Source organism: Streptomyces sp. NPDC046465 (assembly GCF_040646035.1).
Classification (GTDB): domain Bacteria; phylum Actinomycetota; class Actinomycetes; order Streptomycetales; family Streptomycetaceae; genus Streptomyces.
In genome coordinates, this window is record NZ_JBEYZK010000034.1 from 1 (window position 1) to 17,136 (window position 17,136).

At 71.0% G+C, this 17,136-nt stretch carries 19 protein-coding genes and 1 pseudogene; 6 read left to right on the forward strand and 14 right to left on the reverse strand.

The annotated features are described in order from the left end of the window. Positions 1-249: 249 nt before the first annotated feature. From ABZ953_RS35615 to cynR, 4 genes are all read right to left on the reverse strand, one after another. Positions 250-405 (reverse strand): DUF6131 family protein, encoded by a 156-nt coding sequence (locus ABZ953_RS35615; protein WP_361733010.1) that lies wholly within the window; start codon positions 403-405, stop codon positions 250-252. Between the two features lie 108 nt (positions 406-513). Next, positions 514-864 (reverse strand): PRC-barrel domain-containing protein, encoded by a 351-nt coding sequence (locus ABZ953_RS35620; RefSeq protein ID WP_361733012.1) that lies wholly within the window; start codon positions 862-864, stop codon positions 514-516. Positions 865-1,126: 262 nt separating this feature from the next. Beyond that, positions 1,127-1,642: a lytic polysaccharide monooxygenase auxiliary activity family 9 protein gene (locus tag ABZ953_RS35625; protein WP_361733013.1), complete on the reverse strand. Its 516-nt coding sequence runs from the start codon at positions 1,640-1,642 to the stop codon at positions 1,127-1,129. Between the two features lie 96 nt (positions 1,643-1,738). Continuing rightward, positions 1,739-2,683, reverse strand: a complete 945-nt coding sequence (gene cynR / locus ABZ953_RS35630) for a transcriptional regulator CynR (RefSeq protein WP_361733015.1) — start codon at positions 2,681-2,683, stop codon at positions 1,739-1,741. 184 nt (positions 2,684-2,867) lie between these two features. On the opposite strand from cynR, the gene ABZ953_RS35635 reads away from it, so the two are divergent. Together ABZ953_RS35635 and cynS are read left to right on the forward strand one after the other, a co-directional pair. After that, a complete protein-coding gene (locus tag ABZ953_RS35635) occupies positions 2,868-3,452 on the forward strand; it encodes a carbonic anhydrase (protein ID WP_361733017.1) in 585 nt (194 codons plus the stop codon). Between the two features lie 60 nt (positions 3,453-3,512). Next, positions 3,513-3,983 (forward strand): cyanase, encoded by a 471-nt coding sequence (cynS, locus tag ABZ953_RS35640; RefSeq protein ID WP_361733019.1) that lies wholly within the window; start codon positions 3,513-3,515, stop codon positions 3,981-3,983. A gap of 177 nt (positions 3,984-4,160) precedes the next feature. Here the strand turns inward: cynS and ABZ953_RS35645 are convergent, their stop codons facing one another. Continuing rightward, positions 4,161-4,358 carry a hypothetical protein gene (locus ABZ953_RS35645; protein WP_361733021.1) on the reverse strand — a complete coding sequence of 66 codons (198 nt, stop codon included), beginning with the start codon at positions 4,356-4,358 and terminating at the stop codon, positions 4,161-4,163. Between the two features lie 32 nt (positions 4,359-4,390). Between ABZ953_RS35645 and ABZ953_RS35650 the strand changes: the two are divergent. Next, positions 4,391-4,726, forward strand: a pseudogene (locus tag ABZ953_RS35650) (hypothetical protein); the annotation flags it as partial. 95 nt (positions 4,727-4,821) lie between these two features. On the opposite strand, the gene ABZ953_RS35655 reads toward ABZ953_RS35650, so the two are convergent. The 7 genes from ABZ953_RS35655 to ABZ953_RS35685 all read right to left on the reverse strand — a co-directional run bounded on the left by ABZ953_RS35655 (position 4,822) and on the right by ABZ953_RS35685 (position 11,120). Further along, entirely contained in the window at positions 4,822-5,370 is a 549-nt protein-coding gene (locus ABZ953_RS35655) for a tellurite resistance TerB family protein (protein ID WP_361733023.1), read from the reverse strand. 14 nt (positions 5,371-5,384) lie between these two features. Next, positions 5,385-6,782, reverse strand: a complete 1,398-nt coding sequence (dctA, locus tag ABZ953_RS35660) for a C4-dicarboxylate transporter DctA (RefSeq protein WP_361733024.1) — start codon at positions 6,780-6,782, stop codon at positions 5,385-5,387. Between the two features lie 73 nt (positions 6,783-6,855). Beyond that, the gene (locus ABZ953_RS35665; RefSeq protein WP_361733026.1) at positions 6,856-7,911 is read right to left on the reverse strand and encodes a tartrate dehydrogenase; all 1,056 of its coding nucleotides are present in this window, start codon (positions 7,909-7,911) and stop codon (positions 6,856-6,858) included. Between the two features lie 101 nt (positions 7,912-8,012). Continuing rightward, positions 8,013-8,900: a LysR family transcriptional regulator gene (locus tag ABZ953_RS35670; RefSeq protein WP_361733028.1), complete on the reverse strand. Its 888-nt coding sequence runs from the start codon at positions 8,898-8,900 to the stop codon at positions 8,013-8,015. An 87-nt stretch (positions 8,901-8,987) separates the two neighbouring features. Beyond that, entirely contained in the window at positions 8,988-9,632 is a 645-nt protein-coding gene (locus ABZ953_RS35675) for a TetR family transcriptional regulator (RefSeq protein ID WP_361733030.1), read from the reverse strand. A gap of 89 nt (positions 9,633-9,721) precedes the next feature. Further along, positions 9,722-10,597 (reverse strand): DUF1206 domain-containing protein, encoded by an 876-nt coding sequence (locus ABZ953_RS35680; protein ID WP_361733032.1) that lies wholly within the window; start codon positions 10,595-10,597, stop codon positions 9,722-9,724. A gap of 103 nt (positions 10,598-10,700) precedes the next feature. Then, complete coding sequence (locus ABZ953_RS35685) at positions 10,701-11,120, reverse strand: STAS domain-containing protein (protein WP_361733034.1); 420 nt, start codon at positions 11,118-11,120, stop codon at positions 10,701-10,703. Between the two features lie 425 nt (positions 11,121-11,545). Between ABZ953_RS35685 and ABZ953_RS35690 the strand changes: the two genes are divergently transcribed. Next, positions 11,546-12,358 carry a hypothetical protein gene (locus ABZ953_RS35690; RefSeq protein WP_361733036.1) on the forward strand — a complete coding sequence of 271 codons (813 nt, stop codon included), beginning with the start codon at positions 11,546-11,548 and terminating at the stop codon, positions 12,356-12,358. Positions 12,359-12,517: 159 nt separating this feature from the next. Beyond that, the gene (locus ABZ953_RS35695; RefSeq protein WP_361733038.1) at positions 12,518-13,627 is read left to right on the forward strand and encodes an alpha/beta hydrolase-fold protein; all 1,110 of its coding nucleotides are present in this window, start codon (positions 12,518-12,520) and stop codon (positions 13,625-13,627) included. Positions 13,628-13,668: 41 nt separating this feature from the next. Here the strand turns inward: ABZ953_RS35695 and ABZ953_RS35700 are convergent, their stop codons facing one another. Then, the gene (locus ABZ953_RS35700; protein ID WP_361733040.1) at positions 13,669-14,472 is read right to left on the reverse strand and encodes a sulfite exporter TauE/SafE family protein; all 804 of its coding nucleotides are present in this window, start codon (positions 14,470-14,472) and stop codon (positions 13,669-13,671) included. Positions 14,473-14,556: 84 nt separating this feature from the next. On the opposite strand from ABZ953_RS35700, the gene ABZ953_RS35705 reads away from it, so the two are divergent. Beyond that, complete coding sequence (locus ABZ953_RS35705; protein WP_361733042.1) at positions 14,557-15,330, forward strand: helix-turn-helix domain-containing protein; 774 nt, start codon at positions 14,557-14,559, stop codon at positions 15,328-15,330. Here the strand turns inward: ABZ953_RS35705 and ABZ953_RS35710 are convergent. Further along, positions 15,320-17,062, reverse strand: a complete 1,743-nt coding sequence (locus tag ABZ953_RS35710) for an ankyrin repeat domain-containing protein (protein ID WP_361733044.1) — start codon at positions 17,060-17,062, stop codon at positions 15,320-15,322. The two genes, ABZ953_RS35705 and ABZ953_RS35710, sit on opposite strands and share 11 nt — an antisense overlap. Between the last annotated feature and the right edge of the window lie 74 nt (positions 17,063-17,136).

A 17,136-nucleotide genomic window follows, 5' to 3' on the forward strand; every position in this document is an offset into this window, starting at 1 on the left:
TGGTCTACTGAGGGGGGACGACAGCCCCTTGGCCGCGTTTGGGGCGGTGTGCGGGTGGGGGGGGGGGCGTCCCCACTCCCCCCCCCCCCCTCTCACGGGCTACGTCAACTCTTATGGGTCAACTCATATGCGTCCATTGGTGGGCCGACCCATGGCCGACCCATGACTGATGGGCCCACCAATATCTGGTGGGCCCATCGATGTCACTGGTTTTCGAGGCTCCGCTGACGTCTACGGCTCCGCTGACGTCTACCAATAATGCTTGCGGCCGCCCACCGAGTGTCCGACTGCTCCGAGCACCCAAAGGACCGCACCGATGACGACGAGTGCGACGCCAATGGTCCAGAGGATAGAGATACCTGCCAGCATGCCGATGACGAGCAAGATGATGCCAAGTGCGATCATGGATCCTCCGACCCTCAGAACTCTTTTTTAGTGTACGCCTGTCGGGTGAAACCGACCGGCGCGCGAATGCTGCCGCCGTGCGGGGACGAAACCGTCGGGGCGGCGGAATCAGTGGCCCGATCCGCCGTAATAGCCGCCGAGCTGGTCGCGGTAGGCGGGGTCGCCCAGATGCTTTTCCTTGTCGAACTCGGGTGCGTTCTTGATCTGTTCCTTGGTGAGCGCGACCAGGATCCGCCGGTCGTCATGGTCGATTGCCGTGACGGTGCTGGCGGGCAGCAGAACCTCCTTGCCGAAGATCCAGACGCCGGTGTCGACGACGAGGTACTGATTGGCGACCTCGTTGGAATGCTTGTCGACCTTGCCGATGTGACCGTCCGAGGCTTCCACCTTGTAGCCGGTCAGATCGGCGTCCGGACCATGACCGGCCGTCGGAACGTAGTTCCACATTTCATTGCTCACGCAGGACTCCCCAATCGACATCAGAAACACAAGTCTTTGAATACCAGGGGCGGCGACGTAATGATCGGCCGCTCCCGCTGTTCGGGTGTCCTGCCGGAGCGCGGTCAAACAAAGAGGGGTCGAAATTCTTGGGAGTACCAGATGGGAGTACCAGAAACGCCCGTACCGCCGGACCGTGACGGGTCCGGCGGTACGGGCGAGGTGGCGTATGTGGGGGGACCACCTTGAGGCTGGGCCGCGGGCTCAGTCCGCGCGGCCGGCCTCAGCCTTTGATGTTCACGTCGATACAGGCGTAGAACGCGTTGGAGGTGTCCGCGATGTTCCACACGGCGAGGATCTTCTGCTTGCCGGTGAGCCCGCCGAAGTCGACCTTGTGCGTGACGGTCTCACCGGGCTTGGCGCCCCCGTCGTCGACTTCGGCGATCTTGTTGCCGCCGGCGAAGTACTGCCAGGTGCTGGTGGAGTGACGCGCCGTCAGCTTCCAGCTGAACTCCTGGGCCGAGCCGACGTCGGTGACCTGCCAGCCCTTGCTGTCGTCGTCGAGCTCGGCGAACCGTTCGTTGCCCGCGCTGCAGGTCGTCTGGCCTTTGGGCCCTTCGACGCTCTGCGGCTCGTGGGTGATCTCGCCGCAGGCCACGGTCCCGGCCGCGCACTGGGCCTGACGGCTCGGCGGTGAGGAGACATAGCCGTGGGCGCCGGCCGGGGAGACGCAGGTCAGGGCGAGGACGGGCGCGATGCCCGCTCCGATGACCGCCGCCAGTTTCCGCTTCGCATGCATCTCTGCTCCCTCTGGGGGTGGGGGGTGAGGGGGAAGAGGCAACCGGGCGCCTCGGTCGACTCATTGGCCTAGACCTTACTGATTGTCTGGACTCCGTCAACCCTTCAATTGATGTTCGTGGGGCGCAAGTTGCGCCTGGGACCACTCAAGGGCCAGCTCGGTGGACCACTCAACGGCCAGCTCGGTGAAGGCCCGCGCGGCGGCGCTCCGGTAGCCGATCTCGCGGTGCAGAAGCGTGACCGTTCGGGCCGGCAGGGCTGGGGCGAGCGGGACGGTGTGCAGGTCGGGGCGGTCGCGGGTGAGGGCGTCGGGCAGGACCGTGGCCAGCGGAGTGTGCCGGACGATCTCGGTGAGGGCGTTGATCGAGGTGGCCTCCACGGCGACGTCCGGCCGCACCCCGTACCGGCTCAGGTGGGCGTCGATGTGCACGCGGGTGGCGAAGTCGCCGCTGAGCAGCGCGAGCCGAAGCCGCGCCAGCTCGTCGAGCGGCAGGGGAGTGGTGCGTCTCGCCTCCGGGTGGCGGTCGCCCACCACGAGGCTGAGCGCCTCGGTGAACAGGTCCATGGCGGCCAGTCCCGGCAGATGCGGACCGTGGAAGGCGATGCCGAGGTCGAGCTCGTCGGCGAGCAGGGCGGGCTCGATGCGCTCCTGTGGAAGCTCTTTCAGGCGCACGGCGATCCCGGGGTGGCGGGAGTGCAGCAGCGCGGTGAGCGGCCCGACCAGGTAGGCGGTGAACGTCGGCGTCACGGCAAGGCGCAGAGTGCCGCGGGACAGATCGGTCACGTCGTGCACGGCGCGCTCGGCGGCCGCCAGGTCCTGCACGGCGCGCCGCGCGTACGGCAGGTAGGCGGCCCCGGCGTCGGTGAGCCGCACCGCGCGGCCGCCGCGGTCCAGGAGAGGGACGCCGATCGCACGCTCCAGCTGGCGGATCTGCTGGGAGAGCGTCGGCTGCGAGATGTGCAGCTCCTCGGCCGCCCGCGTGAAGTTGCCGTGCGCGGCGACGGCGAGCAGATAGCGCAGATGACGCAGTTCAGGGGCCATGAACCGACTATAGATGCCATCGATAGAAGTCATGGAAACCACGTCTTGGACTCTATAGGTGCACGTCATGCACGGTGGAACTCGTCAGCCCGACGGGGTGGATCCCCGTCGGACCACGGTGTTCGCCGCGCCGTCCGGGCCCGACCGCCCCACGCCGGCCGACCCTCTGTCGAAGGGAGTGACCATGCGAGACCTCGCGGCGGGAGTGCGGAGCTTCCAACGGGACGTCTTCCCGGCCAAGGCCGGGCTGTTCGCGGAGCTGGCCGCCCGCCACGCGCCGGACACGCTGTTCATCAGCTGTTCCGACGCCCGCGTCGTACCCGAACTGATCACCCAGCGCGAACCCGGCGAACTGTTCGTCGTGCGCACCGCGGGCAATCTCGTACCGGCCCACACGCCGTACCCCGACGGTACGGCCGCGAGCATCGAGTACGCGGTGGCGGTCCTCGGCGTCACCGACATCGTGGTGTGCGGCCATTCGTCCTGCGGCGCGATGACGGCCCTCGCCGAGGGCCACGACCTGAGCGGCGCGCCCGCCGTCGCGGACTGGCTGCGCCACGCGGACGCCGCCGTGGCCGGCACGACCGGCTCCACGACCGGCGCGGCGCGCGTGGCCGACCTGGTGCGGGAGAACGTCCTCGCCCAGCTGACCCGCCTGACCACCCACCCCTCGGTGGCCGGAGCCCTGGCCCGCGGCGCCCTGACGCTGCACGGCTGGGTCTACGACATCCCCATCGGCTCCGTCGAGACCCTCACCCCGGCCGCCTGAACCCTCCGTCCCCTGACCTGCTCTCCCCTGACCCGCTCTCCCCGAAAGGACACCACCCCCATGATCCATGCCCAGTTCGACCCCACCGCCCGTCAGGACCTCGCCGTCCGCGCCGTCGAGGCCAAGGTCCGCGAGGACCTGTCCTGGCAGCGGATCGCCGACACGGCGGGCCTCTCCGTCGCCTTCGTCACCGCGGCCGTCCTCGGCCAGCACGCCCTGCCCGCGCCCGCCGCGCAGGCCGTCGCCGAACTGCTCGGCCTGGACGGCGATGCCGCGACCCTGCTGCAGACGATCCCGACCCGCGGCTCGATCCCCGGCGCCATACCGACCGACCCGACGATCTACCGCTTCTACGAGATGCTCCAGGTCTACGGCACCACGCTGAAGGCCCTGGTCCACGAGGAATTCGGCGACGGCATCATCAGCGCGATCAACTTCAGGCTCGACGTGCGGAAGGTCGCCGACCCCGAAGGCGGCGAGCGCGCGGTGATCACCCTGGACGGCAAGTACCTGCCCACCAAGCCGTTCTGACCTCAACAGCCTCAACACCCCCTGAAATCAGGGCAGTCGACGCGCGAACGGCCCGCGACCCATTGACATCGTGCGGGCCCGAGGTGAAGCTCCAAGACGCCCGTGTTAACGCTAACAACGGGCTGAGGCACACCTGAGGGAGTCATCCATGTCAGGTAGTCGTCACCCTTCTAGTCGTCACCCCTCGATGGAGCGCCGCACCCTGCTCCTGGCCACCGCGGCCGGCGCGCTCGCCACCGCCTGCGGCACCGCCGAGGGGCTGCCCGCGGGCGAGGTGGCCGTGCTCGGCGACAGCACCGCATGGGAGAAGCCCATGACCGCCGCCGGCACGGCCATGAAGTCCGTGGCGTCGCTGCGCCTCGTGCCCGAGGTCAATCCGTCCCTGGAGTCGTTCGAGCAGATCGTAACCGAACTACCAGGCGGGCGTGTACCGGGACGTGCTGCTGCGCCGGTGGAACAACGCGCTGGGGCGCACCATGTGGGACTTCCCCGGCGGCCGGACCGGCGGCAACCGGTATCTGGTGCTCGGCCTCGGCTCCGGGCCCGCCGCCGACCTGGAGGTGCCGACGGGGCAGGACGGGCTGATCGCGTACGGGCCGCTCCTGTCCGACGACGGCGCCGACTGGCTGGGTACGGCGGCGCTGCTCTGCGCGCCGGACCCGGACACGGCGCGGGCCGTGCTGACCGCGGGCCGGTACGCCGACATCGAGGTGCACGACTGGGAGTTCGGCGGCAGGCGGTGAGGAACATCCGGGCGGACGCGGCCCGTTGAAACGTTCGGCCCTGGACCGGAACCGGTCCAGGGCCGAACGTTTCGACGCGGCGAGGCGTCACCCGATCAGAGGCCGAACTCCTGCGGGGAGACGCCGAGGGCCGTGCACGCCTCCCGCAGGACCTGCTCCTCGGCCGGAGCGATGTACCCGTCCGCTCCCGCGACGACGAAGCCGGTCTGGACGACGGCCTTGGCCTCCGTCTGCTTCTTCGCCGCCTTGGCGATCTCCTGCATGGCCTCGGTCTTGCCGTGCTGGAAGTTGGCCGCCAGCTGGTCGACGTGCTTGTTGAACCGCTGCCTGAGCTGCTCGGGCGGGAAGTTCTGCAGGACGTCGTTCTGCAGGATCAGCGACTCCACGTGCTGGCGTTCGGCCGGGTCGACCGAGCCGTCGGCGGCGGCGACGAGAGCGCACATGGCCATGCTGGCGTCCCGGTAGGCACCGCTCTTGAGCTCGGTCTTGAGGGAGGAGAGCTGGTTCTTGAGGACGCCCACGAGCTGGGTCTTCGAACCCCTGCCGGACCCGGAACCCGGACTGCCGTGCCCGCTGGAGCCCCGCGCCCCCTGCGACTGCTGCAGACCCTTCGCCTGATCCTTGATCCGGTCCCACATCGCCATCCGTGCCACCTCGGTTACCCGTTCGCTTCCACCCGCGCGTTCTGCGCGTCGTTCTGCCAACGCCTTCCCGCCTCCGGGAGTTCCGCCTCCGGGAGTTCCGGCTCCGGGACCCCGGTGTGCAGGACCCTGTTGACGCGTGCCGTGTCGAGCACGCGCTCCCAGCGGGCGACGACGAGAGTGGCCACGCTGTTGCCTGCGAGGTTGGTGAGGGCGCGGCACTCGGACATGAACTTGTCGATCCCGAAGACGAGCATGATGCCCGCGGCGGGCACGGTGCCGACGGTGGAGAGGGTGGCCGCCAGGGCGATGAAGCCGGCGCCCGTGATGCCGCCCGACCCCTTGGAGGTGAGGATCATGACGGCGAGCAGACCGAGCTGCTGGCCGATGGAGAGCGGCGTGTCGGTGGCCTGGGCGATGTAGACGGCGGCCAGGGAGAGATAGATGGAACTGCCGTCGAGGTTGAAGGAGTAGCCGGTCGGCACGGTCAGGCCGACGATGTCCCGGCGCACGCCGAGGCCCTCCAGCTTGGACATCACCCGGGGCAGCACGCTCTCGGACGACGAGGTGCCGAGGACGATGAGGAACTCCTCGCGCAGATGGCCGAGGAGCCGGAAGATGTTGATCCGCAGCAGGGCCAGGACGCCGCCGAGGACGACCACGACGAAGAACAGCGACGTGCCGTAGAACAGGCCGATCAGTCGGCCGAGGCTGGTGAGCGTCGAGATCCCGTACTTGCCGATGGTGTACGCCATGGCGCCGAACGCGCCGACGGGGGCGGCGAGCATGACGTAATGCAGGATCTTGAAGACGACCGTGCTGAGCCGGTTCACTCCGTCGACGAGGGGCGCGCCCACGGGCCCCACGGCCTTCAGTGCGATGCCGAACAGGACGGCGAAGAAGATGACTTGCAGGATGTTGCCCTCGGCGAACGCGCCGACCGCGCTGGAGGGCACGATGTCGGTGAGGAAGTGCCACCAGCTCTGGTTCTCGCCGTCCTTCACGTACTGCGCGGCGTCACCGGAGAGCTGGAGGTCGCCGGGGTGGGCGTGGACCCCGGCGCCGGGCCGGAAGACGTTGACCGCGATCAGCCCGACGGCGAGCGCGGCCAGAGTCCCCGCCTGGAAGTAGAGCAGGGATTTGAGGCCGACCCTGCCCACCCGGCGCAGGCTGTCGACACCGCCGATGCCGGCCACGATCGTCAGGAAGACGATCGGGGTGATCAGCATCTTGATGGCGGAGACGAAGGTGGTGCCGACCGGTTCCAGGGCGACGCCCACGGAGGGCCGGAGCCAGCCGGTCAGGACGCCTGCGACGATCGCGGCCAGGACCCAGAAGTACAGCTGTTTGTACCAGGGCCTGGACGGCGGTGCGGGCGGGGGCGCGGCAGGGGTGGTGGACTCGGTTGCTGCCATGGCGTCTCTCCTCGTCGAGCAACGTGGATGCAGCCGGGACGCGGTGCGGCCTCGGGTCCTGGCCTTGCGTGGGTCAGAGCAGTTCGAGGAGCTTCTCGGTGAACTCGGCGGTGGTGGCGCCGCCGCCGAGGTCGGGGGTGCGCAGACCGGTCTTGGCGAGCACCGCGGCGATGGCGCCGGTGATGTCGTCGGCCGCCGCCCGGTGGCCGAGGTGGTCGAGCATCAGCGCGGCCGACCAGATCGCGCCGAGGGGGTTGGCGATGCCGCGCCCCGCGATGTCGGGGGCGGAGCCGTGCACCGGCTCGAACATGGAGGGGTACTCCCGCTCCGGGTTGAGGTTGGCGGCCGGGGCGATCCCGATGGAGCCGGCCACGGCGGCGGCCAGGTCGCTGAGGATGTCACCGAAGAGGTTGGAGGCGACCACCACGTCGAAGCGGGCGGGTTCGAGGACGAACTTGGCGGCCAGCGCGTCGATGTGCTCCTGGTCCCAGGCCACCCGCGGATGGGCGGCGCCCCGCTCGGCGACCAGCTCGTCCCAGAACGGCATGGTGTGCACGATGCCGTTCGACTTGGTGGCCGAGGTGAGGGTGGCGCCGCGCCGCCCGGCCAGATCGAAGGCGTAGTCGAGGACGCGGGTCACACCGGCGCGGGTGAACACCGCCTCCTGCACGGCCATTTCCTCGGGGAAGCCCCGGTTGAGCCGGCCGCCGATCTCGCTGTACTCGCCCTCGACGTTCTCGCGGACGACCACGAAGTCGACCTCTCCCGGTGCGGCGGCGCGCAACGGGCTTTCGACCCCCTCGAAGACGCGGACCGGGCGCAGATTGACGTACTGGCGAAAGCTGCGCCGGATGGGGATCAGCAGGCCCCACAGCGAGACGTGGTCGGGGACGCCCGGGTAGCCGACCGCGCCGAGCAGAATGGCGTCCTTGTCCCGCAGCTGGTCCAGGCCGTCCTCGGGCATCATCGCGCCCTCACGCAGGTAGCGCTCGCACGACCAGTCGTAGGACGTGTACGAGAGGCGGAATCCGTGCCGGGCGCCGACGGCGTCGAGGACCCGCCGGGCGGGCGGCAGCACCTCTGCCCCGATGCCGTCCCCGGGGATGAGTGCGATGTGGTGGTGGGTCATGTCCTGATTGCAGCAATCAGGACGCTCGACCGTCCAAGACACTCTGCCGATCTGCCTTATAGGGCAGACCTATGAGCAAGCGGACCTACGAGCATGCGGGTCTATGCGCAGCCGATGGCGGCAAGACCGCAGGTCAGGAACGTCCGAGCGGCAGGCGACTGCTCGGCCCTGCGGCTCACCAGAGCGATCTGCAGCGTCGTCCTCGGCTCGATGTCCAGTACGCGCGCCCCGGCCCGCTCGGCGGTCGTGCGCCAGGACTCGGTGACGACGGCGAGCCCGACGCCCGCGAGCACCAGCGGCAGGATCGCCACCCGGTGCTCGGTCTCCGCCGCGATCGTGAAGTCGATCCCGCTCGCGCGGAGCCCGTCGACGTACGCGCGCATCCCCGTGCCCCGCTGCCCGACGATCAACCGCTGCCCGGCCAGCTCCTCGCAGGCCACCGCCCTGCCCTCGGCGAAAGGCCCGTCGGGCGGGGTGACCAGCACGAAGCGCTGCTCACCCGCGGCGTGGGAGATCACCTCCTTGTCGGAGACGGGGCCGGGCGTCGCGAGGAGACCCAGTTCGGCGGCCCCGGTGCGCACCATGTCGATGACGCCGCGCGGTGTGAAGGCGGCCCGGATGTTCACCGAGACGCCGGGGTAGCGGCCGCTGAAACTCCGGACCATCGTGGTCAGTGGCTCCACCGCCTGGGAAGGCATGGCGGCGATGTCGAGGCGCCCCTCGCGCAGTTCGTGCACCGCGGCGACGCTGGCCCGCGCCGTCTCCAGACTGCGCACGGCCGCCCGCGCCGGCTCGATCAGCGCCGTGCCCGCCTCGGTGAGCACCACGCGGCGGCCGATCCGGTGGAACAGGCTGCTGCCCAGGTCACGCTCAAGGGCACGCACGGCCTGGGAGAGCGACGGCTGCGAGAGGTAGAGGGCCGCCGCGGCCCGGTTGAAACCCCCGTGGTCGACGATCGCGAGGAAGTACTCCAGCTGGCGAACATCCATGCGCACATCCTCGGAGACTCATGAACCGGCGCCGGGCCGCCGGGCCGCCGGGCGCCGGCACCCGCGGACGGCGCACGTCAGGCGGAGTCAGCGCACCTCGGCGGCGTCAAGGGCCGGGGTGATCACGACGAAAGCCCGGTCGAGCAGCTCGGCCGGGTCCTCGGCGCCGTCGCTGCCGCTCCACCGCTGCAGCACCGTGTCGAACGCGGTCAGCGCCATCCCCGCGGCCAGCCGCGGATACAGCTCGGCTTCGGGGTCGAGTCCCGTACGGCTCGCCAGCTCCTCGGTCAGATCGCCGCGCCACTGTGCCTGGCGCTCCAGGAAACGGGCCAGCAGGGCGGGGGTCCGCAGAATGAGCTGTACGACGCTCAGCGCACGCTCGGAGTCGTCGGAGCAGGCGGCGAGCGGAACTCCGACGGCGTGCAGCAACGCGACGGAGGGGCGCTCTCCGGCGGGGCGGGCCGCCAGCTCCGCGCGTATGTCGGTGCCCATGTCGGCCAGGAACTGGACGACCACATCTTCCTTGGACGCGAAGTACCGGAAGAACGTCCGCCGGGACACGCCCGCGGCGGCCACGATCTCGTCGATGGTGACCGCGTCGTACCCCTTCAGAGCGAGCAACTGCAGCGCTGACTCGGTCAGTTCGTCCGAGACGAGTCGGCGTTTGCGCTCGGCCATGCTCAATTTGGGGCGGGAAGTCACCACGACATCGTACACATCGGGCGTTCCCATGCCCTTCCCGGCGCTCAGAGGCGCCCTGGCATCGAGTGCCACTGTCAACAGGGCGCGCCGAAGGATCTCGCGCTCCGCCAGGCCGGTCGTCAGAACTTGCGCCAGCGCGCGTTCGCCCACGAGAACAGCCCGAACGCGCCGAGGCCGACGGCGACCAGCACGAGCAGCCAGGGCCCCGCACCGGTGTCGGCGAAGGAGCGCAGTGTGTTGTCCATGCCCTTGGCCTCGCCGGGCTTGTGCTTCAGCGCCGCGGCGACGGCGAAGCCGCCCGCCGCGGCGAACACCGCGCCTCGGGTCGCGCCGCCGGAGACCCCGAGGATGTCGACACCACGGCGTACGCGCTGCGACATCTCGGACATCCGCAGCCGCTTGTGAAACTTGCGCAGGAGGGCGCGCCCGGCGATCCAGACCCCCGCCACGATCACCCCGACGCCCGCGGCGGCGACGATCCACTGCCCGCCGGGCCAGTCGAGCACCTTGGCCGTCGCGTCCTGGGTGTTCCGGTCGCTCGCACCGCTGCCGCTGCCCTCGTCGCCCGAGGCGTAGGCGAGGACGGAGTACGACACGAATCCGTAGAAGACGCAGCGCACGGCGGCCATGGCCCGTTTGCCCGCGCCGTCGCCGTCGGGCCCGGCCTGCCCGAAGAAGGCTTCCGAGAGGCGCCACAGCGCCATGCCCGCCAGGGCGCAGCCGAGCAGCCAGAGCAGTACGTTGCCGAACGGCCGGTCCGCGAGTTCCGCCATCGCGCCGCCGCGGTCCGCCTGGCGGCCGCCGCCACCGTCGGAGAAGGCGATCCGCAGGGCCAGCGCGCCGACGAGGAGATAGATGACGCCGCGGCCGACGAACCCGGCGCGCGCCACCGCGGCGACGCCCCGGCCCTTGGCCGCCTTACGGGCCTTGCGCTTGCCGGAAAGGGTGGCCGAGGGGAGACGTCTGGAGGAGAGGCGTAGGGAGGGGAGATGCATGGCTCCCGGATGCCCCGCGCGTTCCGTCTCATGCGGGGGCCGGGTGTTCCCGATACGGCTGGGGGGTGTTGTGGCGTGCGGTTCTGTCCGTGACGGTGCGGGGTCAGTGAAACCCGCTGTGGGCGCCGGGCCGTGCGCAGGAGGCGGGTGCGCAGGCCGGAATGGTGAACGCCCGGTCGAGGGCGGTGATGCGCAGCAGGCGCCAGTTGTGCGCGCTGCCGGGGACGAGCCACAAGGTGCCCTGGTCGTGGGCGACTTGCTTGCGGATACGGACCAGCAGCCGCAGGCCGCCGGCGTCCATGAAGGTCACCTTTCGTAGATCCGTGACGACTCGGGGACCGGCCCGGTCGAGGAGTGCCATGACACGGGGGGCGAGCTCCTGGTCGGCCCAGGCGTCCAGTTCACCCCAAAACGCAAGGACATCAGTGCCGTTCACCACGCGGTGGTGCAGGCCGAAGGTGAAGTCGGCGGTGCCCGTTTCCCAGTGCAGCAGTGTCTCTCTCCCTTCACGGAGAGTAATCAATATTGCGGTGGCGTGGCGTGCGATGACCGGCGCCGGACGCCACCGAGGTCCTGGGCGGCATCGAGTTCATATGTCAATCGTTCCCGCTCAGGACCGTTCTTACCCTTATGGGGTGGGGAGATTGGTCGAGTTTCCAAGCTGATCTAGCGCCAACTCTTATGTTACGGAGCGTAGTTATGCACGTGAATCGGGTCGCACGGTCGCGCGGAAGCCCGGCGGGAGCCGCCCGGTGCCGTTGCGAGGGCGCACGGAAATCGCCGACCCGGCTCCTCCTCCGGTCCTCCGGCGGAGCCTCCGCCTCCGGCAGAGGCTCCGCCTCCGGCAGGCGCGGGCAAGAGTCCAAGCCCGTGCCGGAAAAGTCCATGGCGCGCCTGAGGGGGCGGGGCGGGACACTGCTGCGCACTTCCACAGAGGAGGAACAGGACATGACCGCAGTCGGAATCCGGCGCCGGTACGCCGCGGCGGCCGCGGCCGCCGGACTGATGTTGGCCACCCCCGGCCCGGCGGCCGCGTCGGTCGGCGGCGGGAACGTGTCGATCAGCTGGTCGATCCCCGGCGCGCCCCCCGGCGGCCTGGGCGACATCACGTTCCCCATGACGGTCAACCGGGCCACGGCACACCGGAGCGGCATCTACTTCGCCCAGCAGTTCGGCTTCACCCATGCCCAGGACGTGGGCTACACCGGCCTCCAGCCCCGCGCGAACAGCGGTGGCAGCGAGCGTCTTTCCGCCCGCTTCTCCAACTTCGTCGCCGGATCGACCACCACCGACCCGCTCTGCCACCAGGGAGCCGACGGCGGGCCGGGGGTGACCTGCGCGGTGGACTTCGACGGCGTCTACGGCCACCGCTACGACATCGAGGTCCGACGCTCCGGCACCGACACCTGGACCGGCACCGCGCGGGACACGGTCACCGGAAAGGAGACCCACCTCGGCACGTACACGCTCCCGGCGGGCAGCGGTGGCCTGCGCGGCTCCCAGGGCGGCTTCGTCGAGTACTACGCGGGGATCCCCAGCTGCGCCGAGATGCCCAGATCCGACGTGCTCTTCGGCGGACCCACGTCCACCGACGGGGGAGGGCTGAGCGGCACGTCGAAGGCCAACTACGAGTACAGCGACTGTGTGGGCGAATCCAACTACCGCGCGGAGAACGCCGGGTCGGGGACGCACGTCACCCGCGGCTTCGTCAGCGGCGCCGGGCAGGCCGGGGAGAGCGGCCAGGCCGGGTCGGCGGGGTAAACCAGCGCGGTAGCCGATGTCCAACCGCGGCTGTATGTAGGGGAGTCCCGGCGGCGATAGCGTCGAGAACGCCGTTCGCGCCGGGGCGTTTCCCGGACATCGACGAGACGGGTGGGGGCCATGCGGGGGTGGAGAGAATTCGTGCACGGGTGGAGATCCGTGCGGACATGGCCGGCGCCCACCGCTCTGGCCGCCGCCCTGGTGCTCACCGGGACGCCTGCTCCGGCCGCTACGGCTGCCGCCGTGAGTTGCCCGGCCATCGCGGCGGGTGACGCGAACGGCCTGGACATGCGGTACTGGCGGCCGTCGCCCGACGGCCTCGTCTGCGAGGCGGAGTTCACCACGGGCGCGCTCTTCACCCCGCGCGGGCCAGGGGCGCCGCAGATCGACCCGGTGCGCAGGCCCGTGCGGGTGCGCGTCCAGCTGCCCGCGCCCTACGACCCGTCGGCCGCCTACCCGGTGCTCTACCTCCTCAACGGCGGCGCCGCCGACTACGAGCAGTGGACGAGCGGCGGCGGCAACGTCACCGACAGCGTCACGAAAGCCGGTTTCAAGGGCATCGTCGTGATGCCCGAAGGCGGCAAAGTCGGCTTCTACTCCGACTGGCAGGGCTCCACCTACGGCAACTTCACCCCGCTGTGGGAGACCTTCCACATCAAGCAGTTGGTGCCCTGGATCGACGCGCACTTCGCCACGTCCGGCCGTCGTGCCGTCGCGGGCATGTCCATGGGCGGCTACGGCGCACTGAAGTACGCGGCCCAGCACCCCGACCTGTTCAGCGCTGTCGGCGCCTTCTCCGGCGGCACGGACATCCGGCGCCCCGATCACCAGCAGATCGTCAACGAAGGCACCACCGCCTACGGGGCCCGCTTCTGGTGGCACGGCTCGGGCAGCGACGCGGGGAACTACTGGAAGTACCTGCTCCCCGGCAACCCCAACGCGCTGCAGCGCACCGAGCTGGTCTTCGGACCGCAGTCCGGCTGGCCGGCGTTCAACCCGGCCCAGGTCGCCCGGAGCCGTCCCGACGCGTACCGGTCGTACCAGGGGAAGATGGCGCTCTACGCCGGCCGGAGCGAGGACCCCTACGCGTGGAACGACGAGCTCCACGCGACGCTGAAGCAGCAGACCGTCCCCCACCGGTACTGCTCGGGACCGGGCGGACACGACTTCTCCACCTGGACGCCCGCGCTGAAGCATTTCCTCGGCTTCGCCTTCGGCCCGGCGCCCGCCCCGTGCCCCGACGGCACCGGCTGGCGACAGGAACCTTGAGACGTGCGCCCGCCGCCCGGCCGGGGATGTGGCACAGGCTCTCAGGAGACCAGCAGCATCACGATCGCCACCAGGGTGAGCAACCCGACGTAGGCCCACGCGTGGGCGCGGTCGGGTATCCGTGGCGGGCGCCGTCGCAGCACCGCGATGACCGGCAGGGCGCCGAGGAGCAGCGCGGAGGCGGCGCGGTAGTCGAGCAGACCCGCCAAGTGCACGTGAGCGTCCGTGGCGGCCGGGAGTGCCGCCACGCAGAGCGATACCGCCGTGGCCGGGAGCGCGATGGCGAGAGTGAGCGGATTGGCCAGCGAGGTCGCCACCCGCATGGGGTGCCCGGCCCGCCGCATCGCCGGAACGGTCATGACGCTGCCGCCCACACCGAGGAACGCGGCGACGGCCCCGATCGGCGCGCCGAGGGCGACCGGCAGCGGACGCGGCGCGTCGCGGGCCGTCGCGGCCCGCGGGTGCGGGCGCAGAAAGCCGGGGCGCAGCAGCAGGTCGACGATGGTGAGCGCGACATAGCCGACGAACGCCCAGCGGGCCAGGCCGGCGGGGGCGAGGCGAGTGGCGAACGCGCCGACCGCGGCGCCCGCCGCCAGCAGGGCGCACAGCCCGCCGCTGCCGCGCAGCATACGGAGCACGCGCCGCGGGGTGACGGCCGTCGCTACCCCCGCGTTCACCACCATCACCAGGGCCGAGGTGGCCGTCGCCACCCGCATCGCGTCCGCGCCGAGCACGGCGTCCGCCCACACCACGACCGGCACCGCGACGAACCCGCCACCGAAGCCGAACAGCACCGTCGTCGCCCCGGTGAGCAGCCCCACCCCGACCAACATCACAAAGTCCATGGGCCCACCTCACCAGCCGTACCGGCCAACTCGCATGCGATGGTCAGCCCGGTTCCTTCGCGTCTCGGCCACTACGGTGGACCGGTGAAGAACATCCCGCCGGCCGAGGTCGACCACGTCGACCGGGCCGTCCTGCCGATCGGCACCGACTACGCACACGGCCACGTCCTGGACTGGCACGAACACCGCCGGGCGCAGTTCCTCTACGGCGCCACCGGGGTCATGGCCGTCGACACCGCCGAAGGCGCCTGGACCGTGCCGCCCGAGCGCGCCGTCCTGATCCCGCCCGCCACCCGCCACCGGGTCCGCATGCTGGGGGTGAGCACCCGGAGCCTGTACATCGAACCGCACGCCGTCCCGTGGTGGCCCACCACCTGCACGGTCGTCGACGTACCGCCACTGCTGCGCGAACTGCTCCTGGCCGCCGTCGAGTTCGAGGCGGACTACAGCCTCTCCGGGCGGGCCGGGAGCGTCGCCGCGCTGCTCCTGTACGAGATCGCCGAGCGCGCCCCGCTCCCTTTCCACGTGGGGATCCCGGCCTCCGCCGACCTCGCCGGACTCTGCCGCGCCTACCTGGCCGCTCCGGACGCCGACGCCACCAACGCCGCGTGGGCCGCCCGGACGGCGATGAGCGAACGGGCCTTCACCCGGCGCTTTCGCGCAGAGACAGGCGAAAGCCCCGCCGTCTGGCGGGGCCGCGCCCGGCTGCTCGCGGCCCTCCCACTCCTTCGCACCGCCTCGGTCAGCGAGGTCGGCGGCCGTATCGGCTACTCCTCTCCCGCGGCGTTCACCGCCGCGTTCACCCGCGCCTTCGGCCTGCCGCCGTCCCGCTTCGCCGTGCGTCGGGTCAGCGCCTGAGCTCCGGCGGCAGCTCCACCCAGCGGCGTGGGCGGCTGCCGTCGGTGGCCGCGCGGCCGTCGGTGACGCGGAGCCCGGCAGCCGCGCAGGCGTAGGCGAGGTCGCGCGCGGTGTACGGGGTCCCTGGACCGTTCTGATAGAAGCGGAAGTGCCAGTACGCGGACGGGTCCGCGTCGCCGGGATCGGGGCCGATCTCCTCGTGCTCCACGCATCGGCCGTCCCTGGCGAGAGTGCCGTGCGTGCCGCCCTTGGGGTTGAAGTACACCCCGTACGCGGTGGTCCCCGGCGATATCGCCCGCAGCACGCCGTCGTCGCTCGGCATGTACCCGTCCTGCGTGACGACGCAGCCGCCCGGACTGCCGGGAAGGGAGGTCACCGCGACGTGGTGCAAGGACGCTTCGTAGTCCTCCTCGTCGAACGGGGTGTGCTCCAGCGGGACTTCGGGGCAGCGCGCCGGGTCCGCGCCCAGCCGCCGGACGACCTCGTCCTCGTCCAGATCGAGGACGAAGGCGATGCCGAGCCCTTCGGTCCACGCCTCCTCGTCGAACGCCTCGACGAGCGCGTCCGCGGCCCGGAAGGCGGCCAGCTCATCCGCCGGAAGCGGCACCGCACCCGGCGACTCCGCGACGATCGGCGCGAGCGGGGTCGTCAGCAGCAGCCGGCCCGGCGACCAGGGTCCGCTCTGCGGAGTCCACACGTCCGCTCCTGCCGCGACGAGCGCACGGACGCTCTCCTCATCACCTCGGCAGACGGCGTGCCACAGCGCGGTGTGTCCTTCTTCGTCGGCCAGGTCGACCTGGGCGACGTGGGGGAGCAGCACGGTCACCGCCGCCGCGTCGCCCCGCTCCGCGGCCAGATGCAGGGGAGTGGCGCCGGACCCGACGACGGCGTCGGCCGGTGCGCCGCCGTCCAACCGCGCCCGGAGCAGGGCCGCGTCGCCCCAGTCCTCGTACCGCATGCCCTCCCAGTCGGCCCGCGGTACATAGCGCACCCGTTCCTCTTCCTGCTCCTGACGCATTCTCTGCTCGTACGCGGACGCGGGACGGGCGAGGAATCCGGGCGGGCCGCCCCACTGGCCGACCATGATCAGCTCAGGACCCGTGTCCGTGTCCCGGGCCGGCAGATCGGGCCACACCTCCACGGCGCGCCCGGCCGCGGCGCGCAGGGCGTCGGCGTCGACCGGCGTGGACGTCTCGGGGACGTCCTCGTCGGGCCACTCCACGACCAGTCGGGCCCCGCCGGGCGGCGGCAGCTCCGGCAGATACAGGTCGACGGCCGTCTTGAAGAGCGCCCCGCGGGCGTCACTCCCGGCGGGGTCCAGCGGAATCAGCCCGGACCGCGCTCCCTGCGACGACATCGCGGCATACATCTGCGCAGGCCCGAGCACCCGCTCCCCCGACGTGTCGAGCGAGGTCACACGTCGGCCGTCCGCCAGCAGGAGCCCCACCCGGAGCCCCGACTGCCGCCCTCTGCGCTCGTCCTGCCGGAACACGGGCCGGTGCACGGAGAGGTGCAGCGTGACCGAGCCCGGCCACACGGACCAGCCGATCACCAGCACCTTGGCGGCCGGCCCGGCACCGGCCACCGCGAGTTGCGGCACCAGCGCCGGGGCGAACCAGTCGGCCGGTGGCCGGTCGCGGGGCGCGTCCTCTCCGGGAGGGCCAAGCCTGACCACTTCGCCTCGCGGCTCGGCCGGTTCCTCGGGAAGCACCAGGTCGTCAAAGAATCCCATGCGTTCATGCTGGCAGGAGGGTCTGACAACGGGCCGCGTGGCGAGGCTCGGACCACCCACCGTAATGGGTAGCA

Coding starts and splice junctions, on each gene's coding strand:
- ABZ953_RS35655 (WP_361733023.1), bottom strand. CDS start 5,370: ATGGCGATGTGGGACCGGATCAAGGATCAGGCGAAGGGTCTGCAGCAG.
- ABZ953_RS35700 (WP_361733040.1), bottom strand. CDS start 14,472: ATGGACTTTGTGATGTTGGTCGGGGTGGGGCTGCTCACCGGGGCGACG.
- dctA (WP_361733024.1), bottom strand. CDS start 6,782: ATGGCAGCAACCGAGTCCACCACCCCTGCCGCGCCCCCGCCCGCACCG.
- ABZ953_RS35665 (WP_361733026.1), bottom strand. CDS start 7,911: ATGACCCACCACCACATCGCACTCATCCCCGGGGACGGCATCGGGGCA.
- ABZ953_RS35635 (WP_361733017.1), top strand. CDS start 2,868: ATGCGAGACCTCGCGGCGGGAGTGCGGAGCTTCCAACGGGACGTCTTC.
- ABZ953_RS35670 (WP_361733028.1), bottom strand. CDS start 8,900: ATGGATGTTCGCCAGCTGGAGTACTTCCTCGCGATCGTCGACCACGGG.
- cynR (WP_361733015.1), bottom strand. CDS start 2,683: ATGGCCCCTGAACTGCGTCATCTGCGCTATCTGCTCGCCGTCGCCGCG.
- ABZ953_RS35690 (WP_361733036.1), top strand. CDS start 11,546: ATGACCGCAGTCGGAATCCGGCGCCGGTACGCCGCGGCGGCCGCGGCC.
- cynS (WP_361733019.1), top strand. CDS start 3,513: ATGATCCATGCCCAGTTCGACCCCACCGCCCGTCAGGACCTCGCCGTC.
- ABZ953_RS35680 (WP_361733032.1), bottom strand. CDS start 10,597: ATGCATCTCCCCTCCCTACGCCTCTCCTCCAGACGTCTCCCCTCGGCC.
- ABZ953_RS35625 (WP_361733013.1), bottom strand. CDS start 1,642: ATGCATGCGAAGCGGAAACTGGCGGCGGTCATCGGAGCGGGCATCGCG.
- ABZ953_RS35615 (WP_361733010.1), bottom strand. CDS start 405: ATGATCGCACTTGGCATCATCTTGCTCGTCATCGGCATGCTGGCAGGT.
- ABZ953_RS35675 (WP_361733030.1), bottom strand. CDS start 9,632: ATGGGAACGCCCGATGTGTACGATGTCGTGGTGACTTCCCGCCCCAAA.
- ABZ953_RS35710 (WP_361733044.1), bottom strand. CDS start 17,062: ATGGGATTCTTTGACGACCTGGTGCTTCCCGAGGAACCGGCCGAGCCG.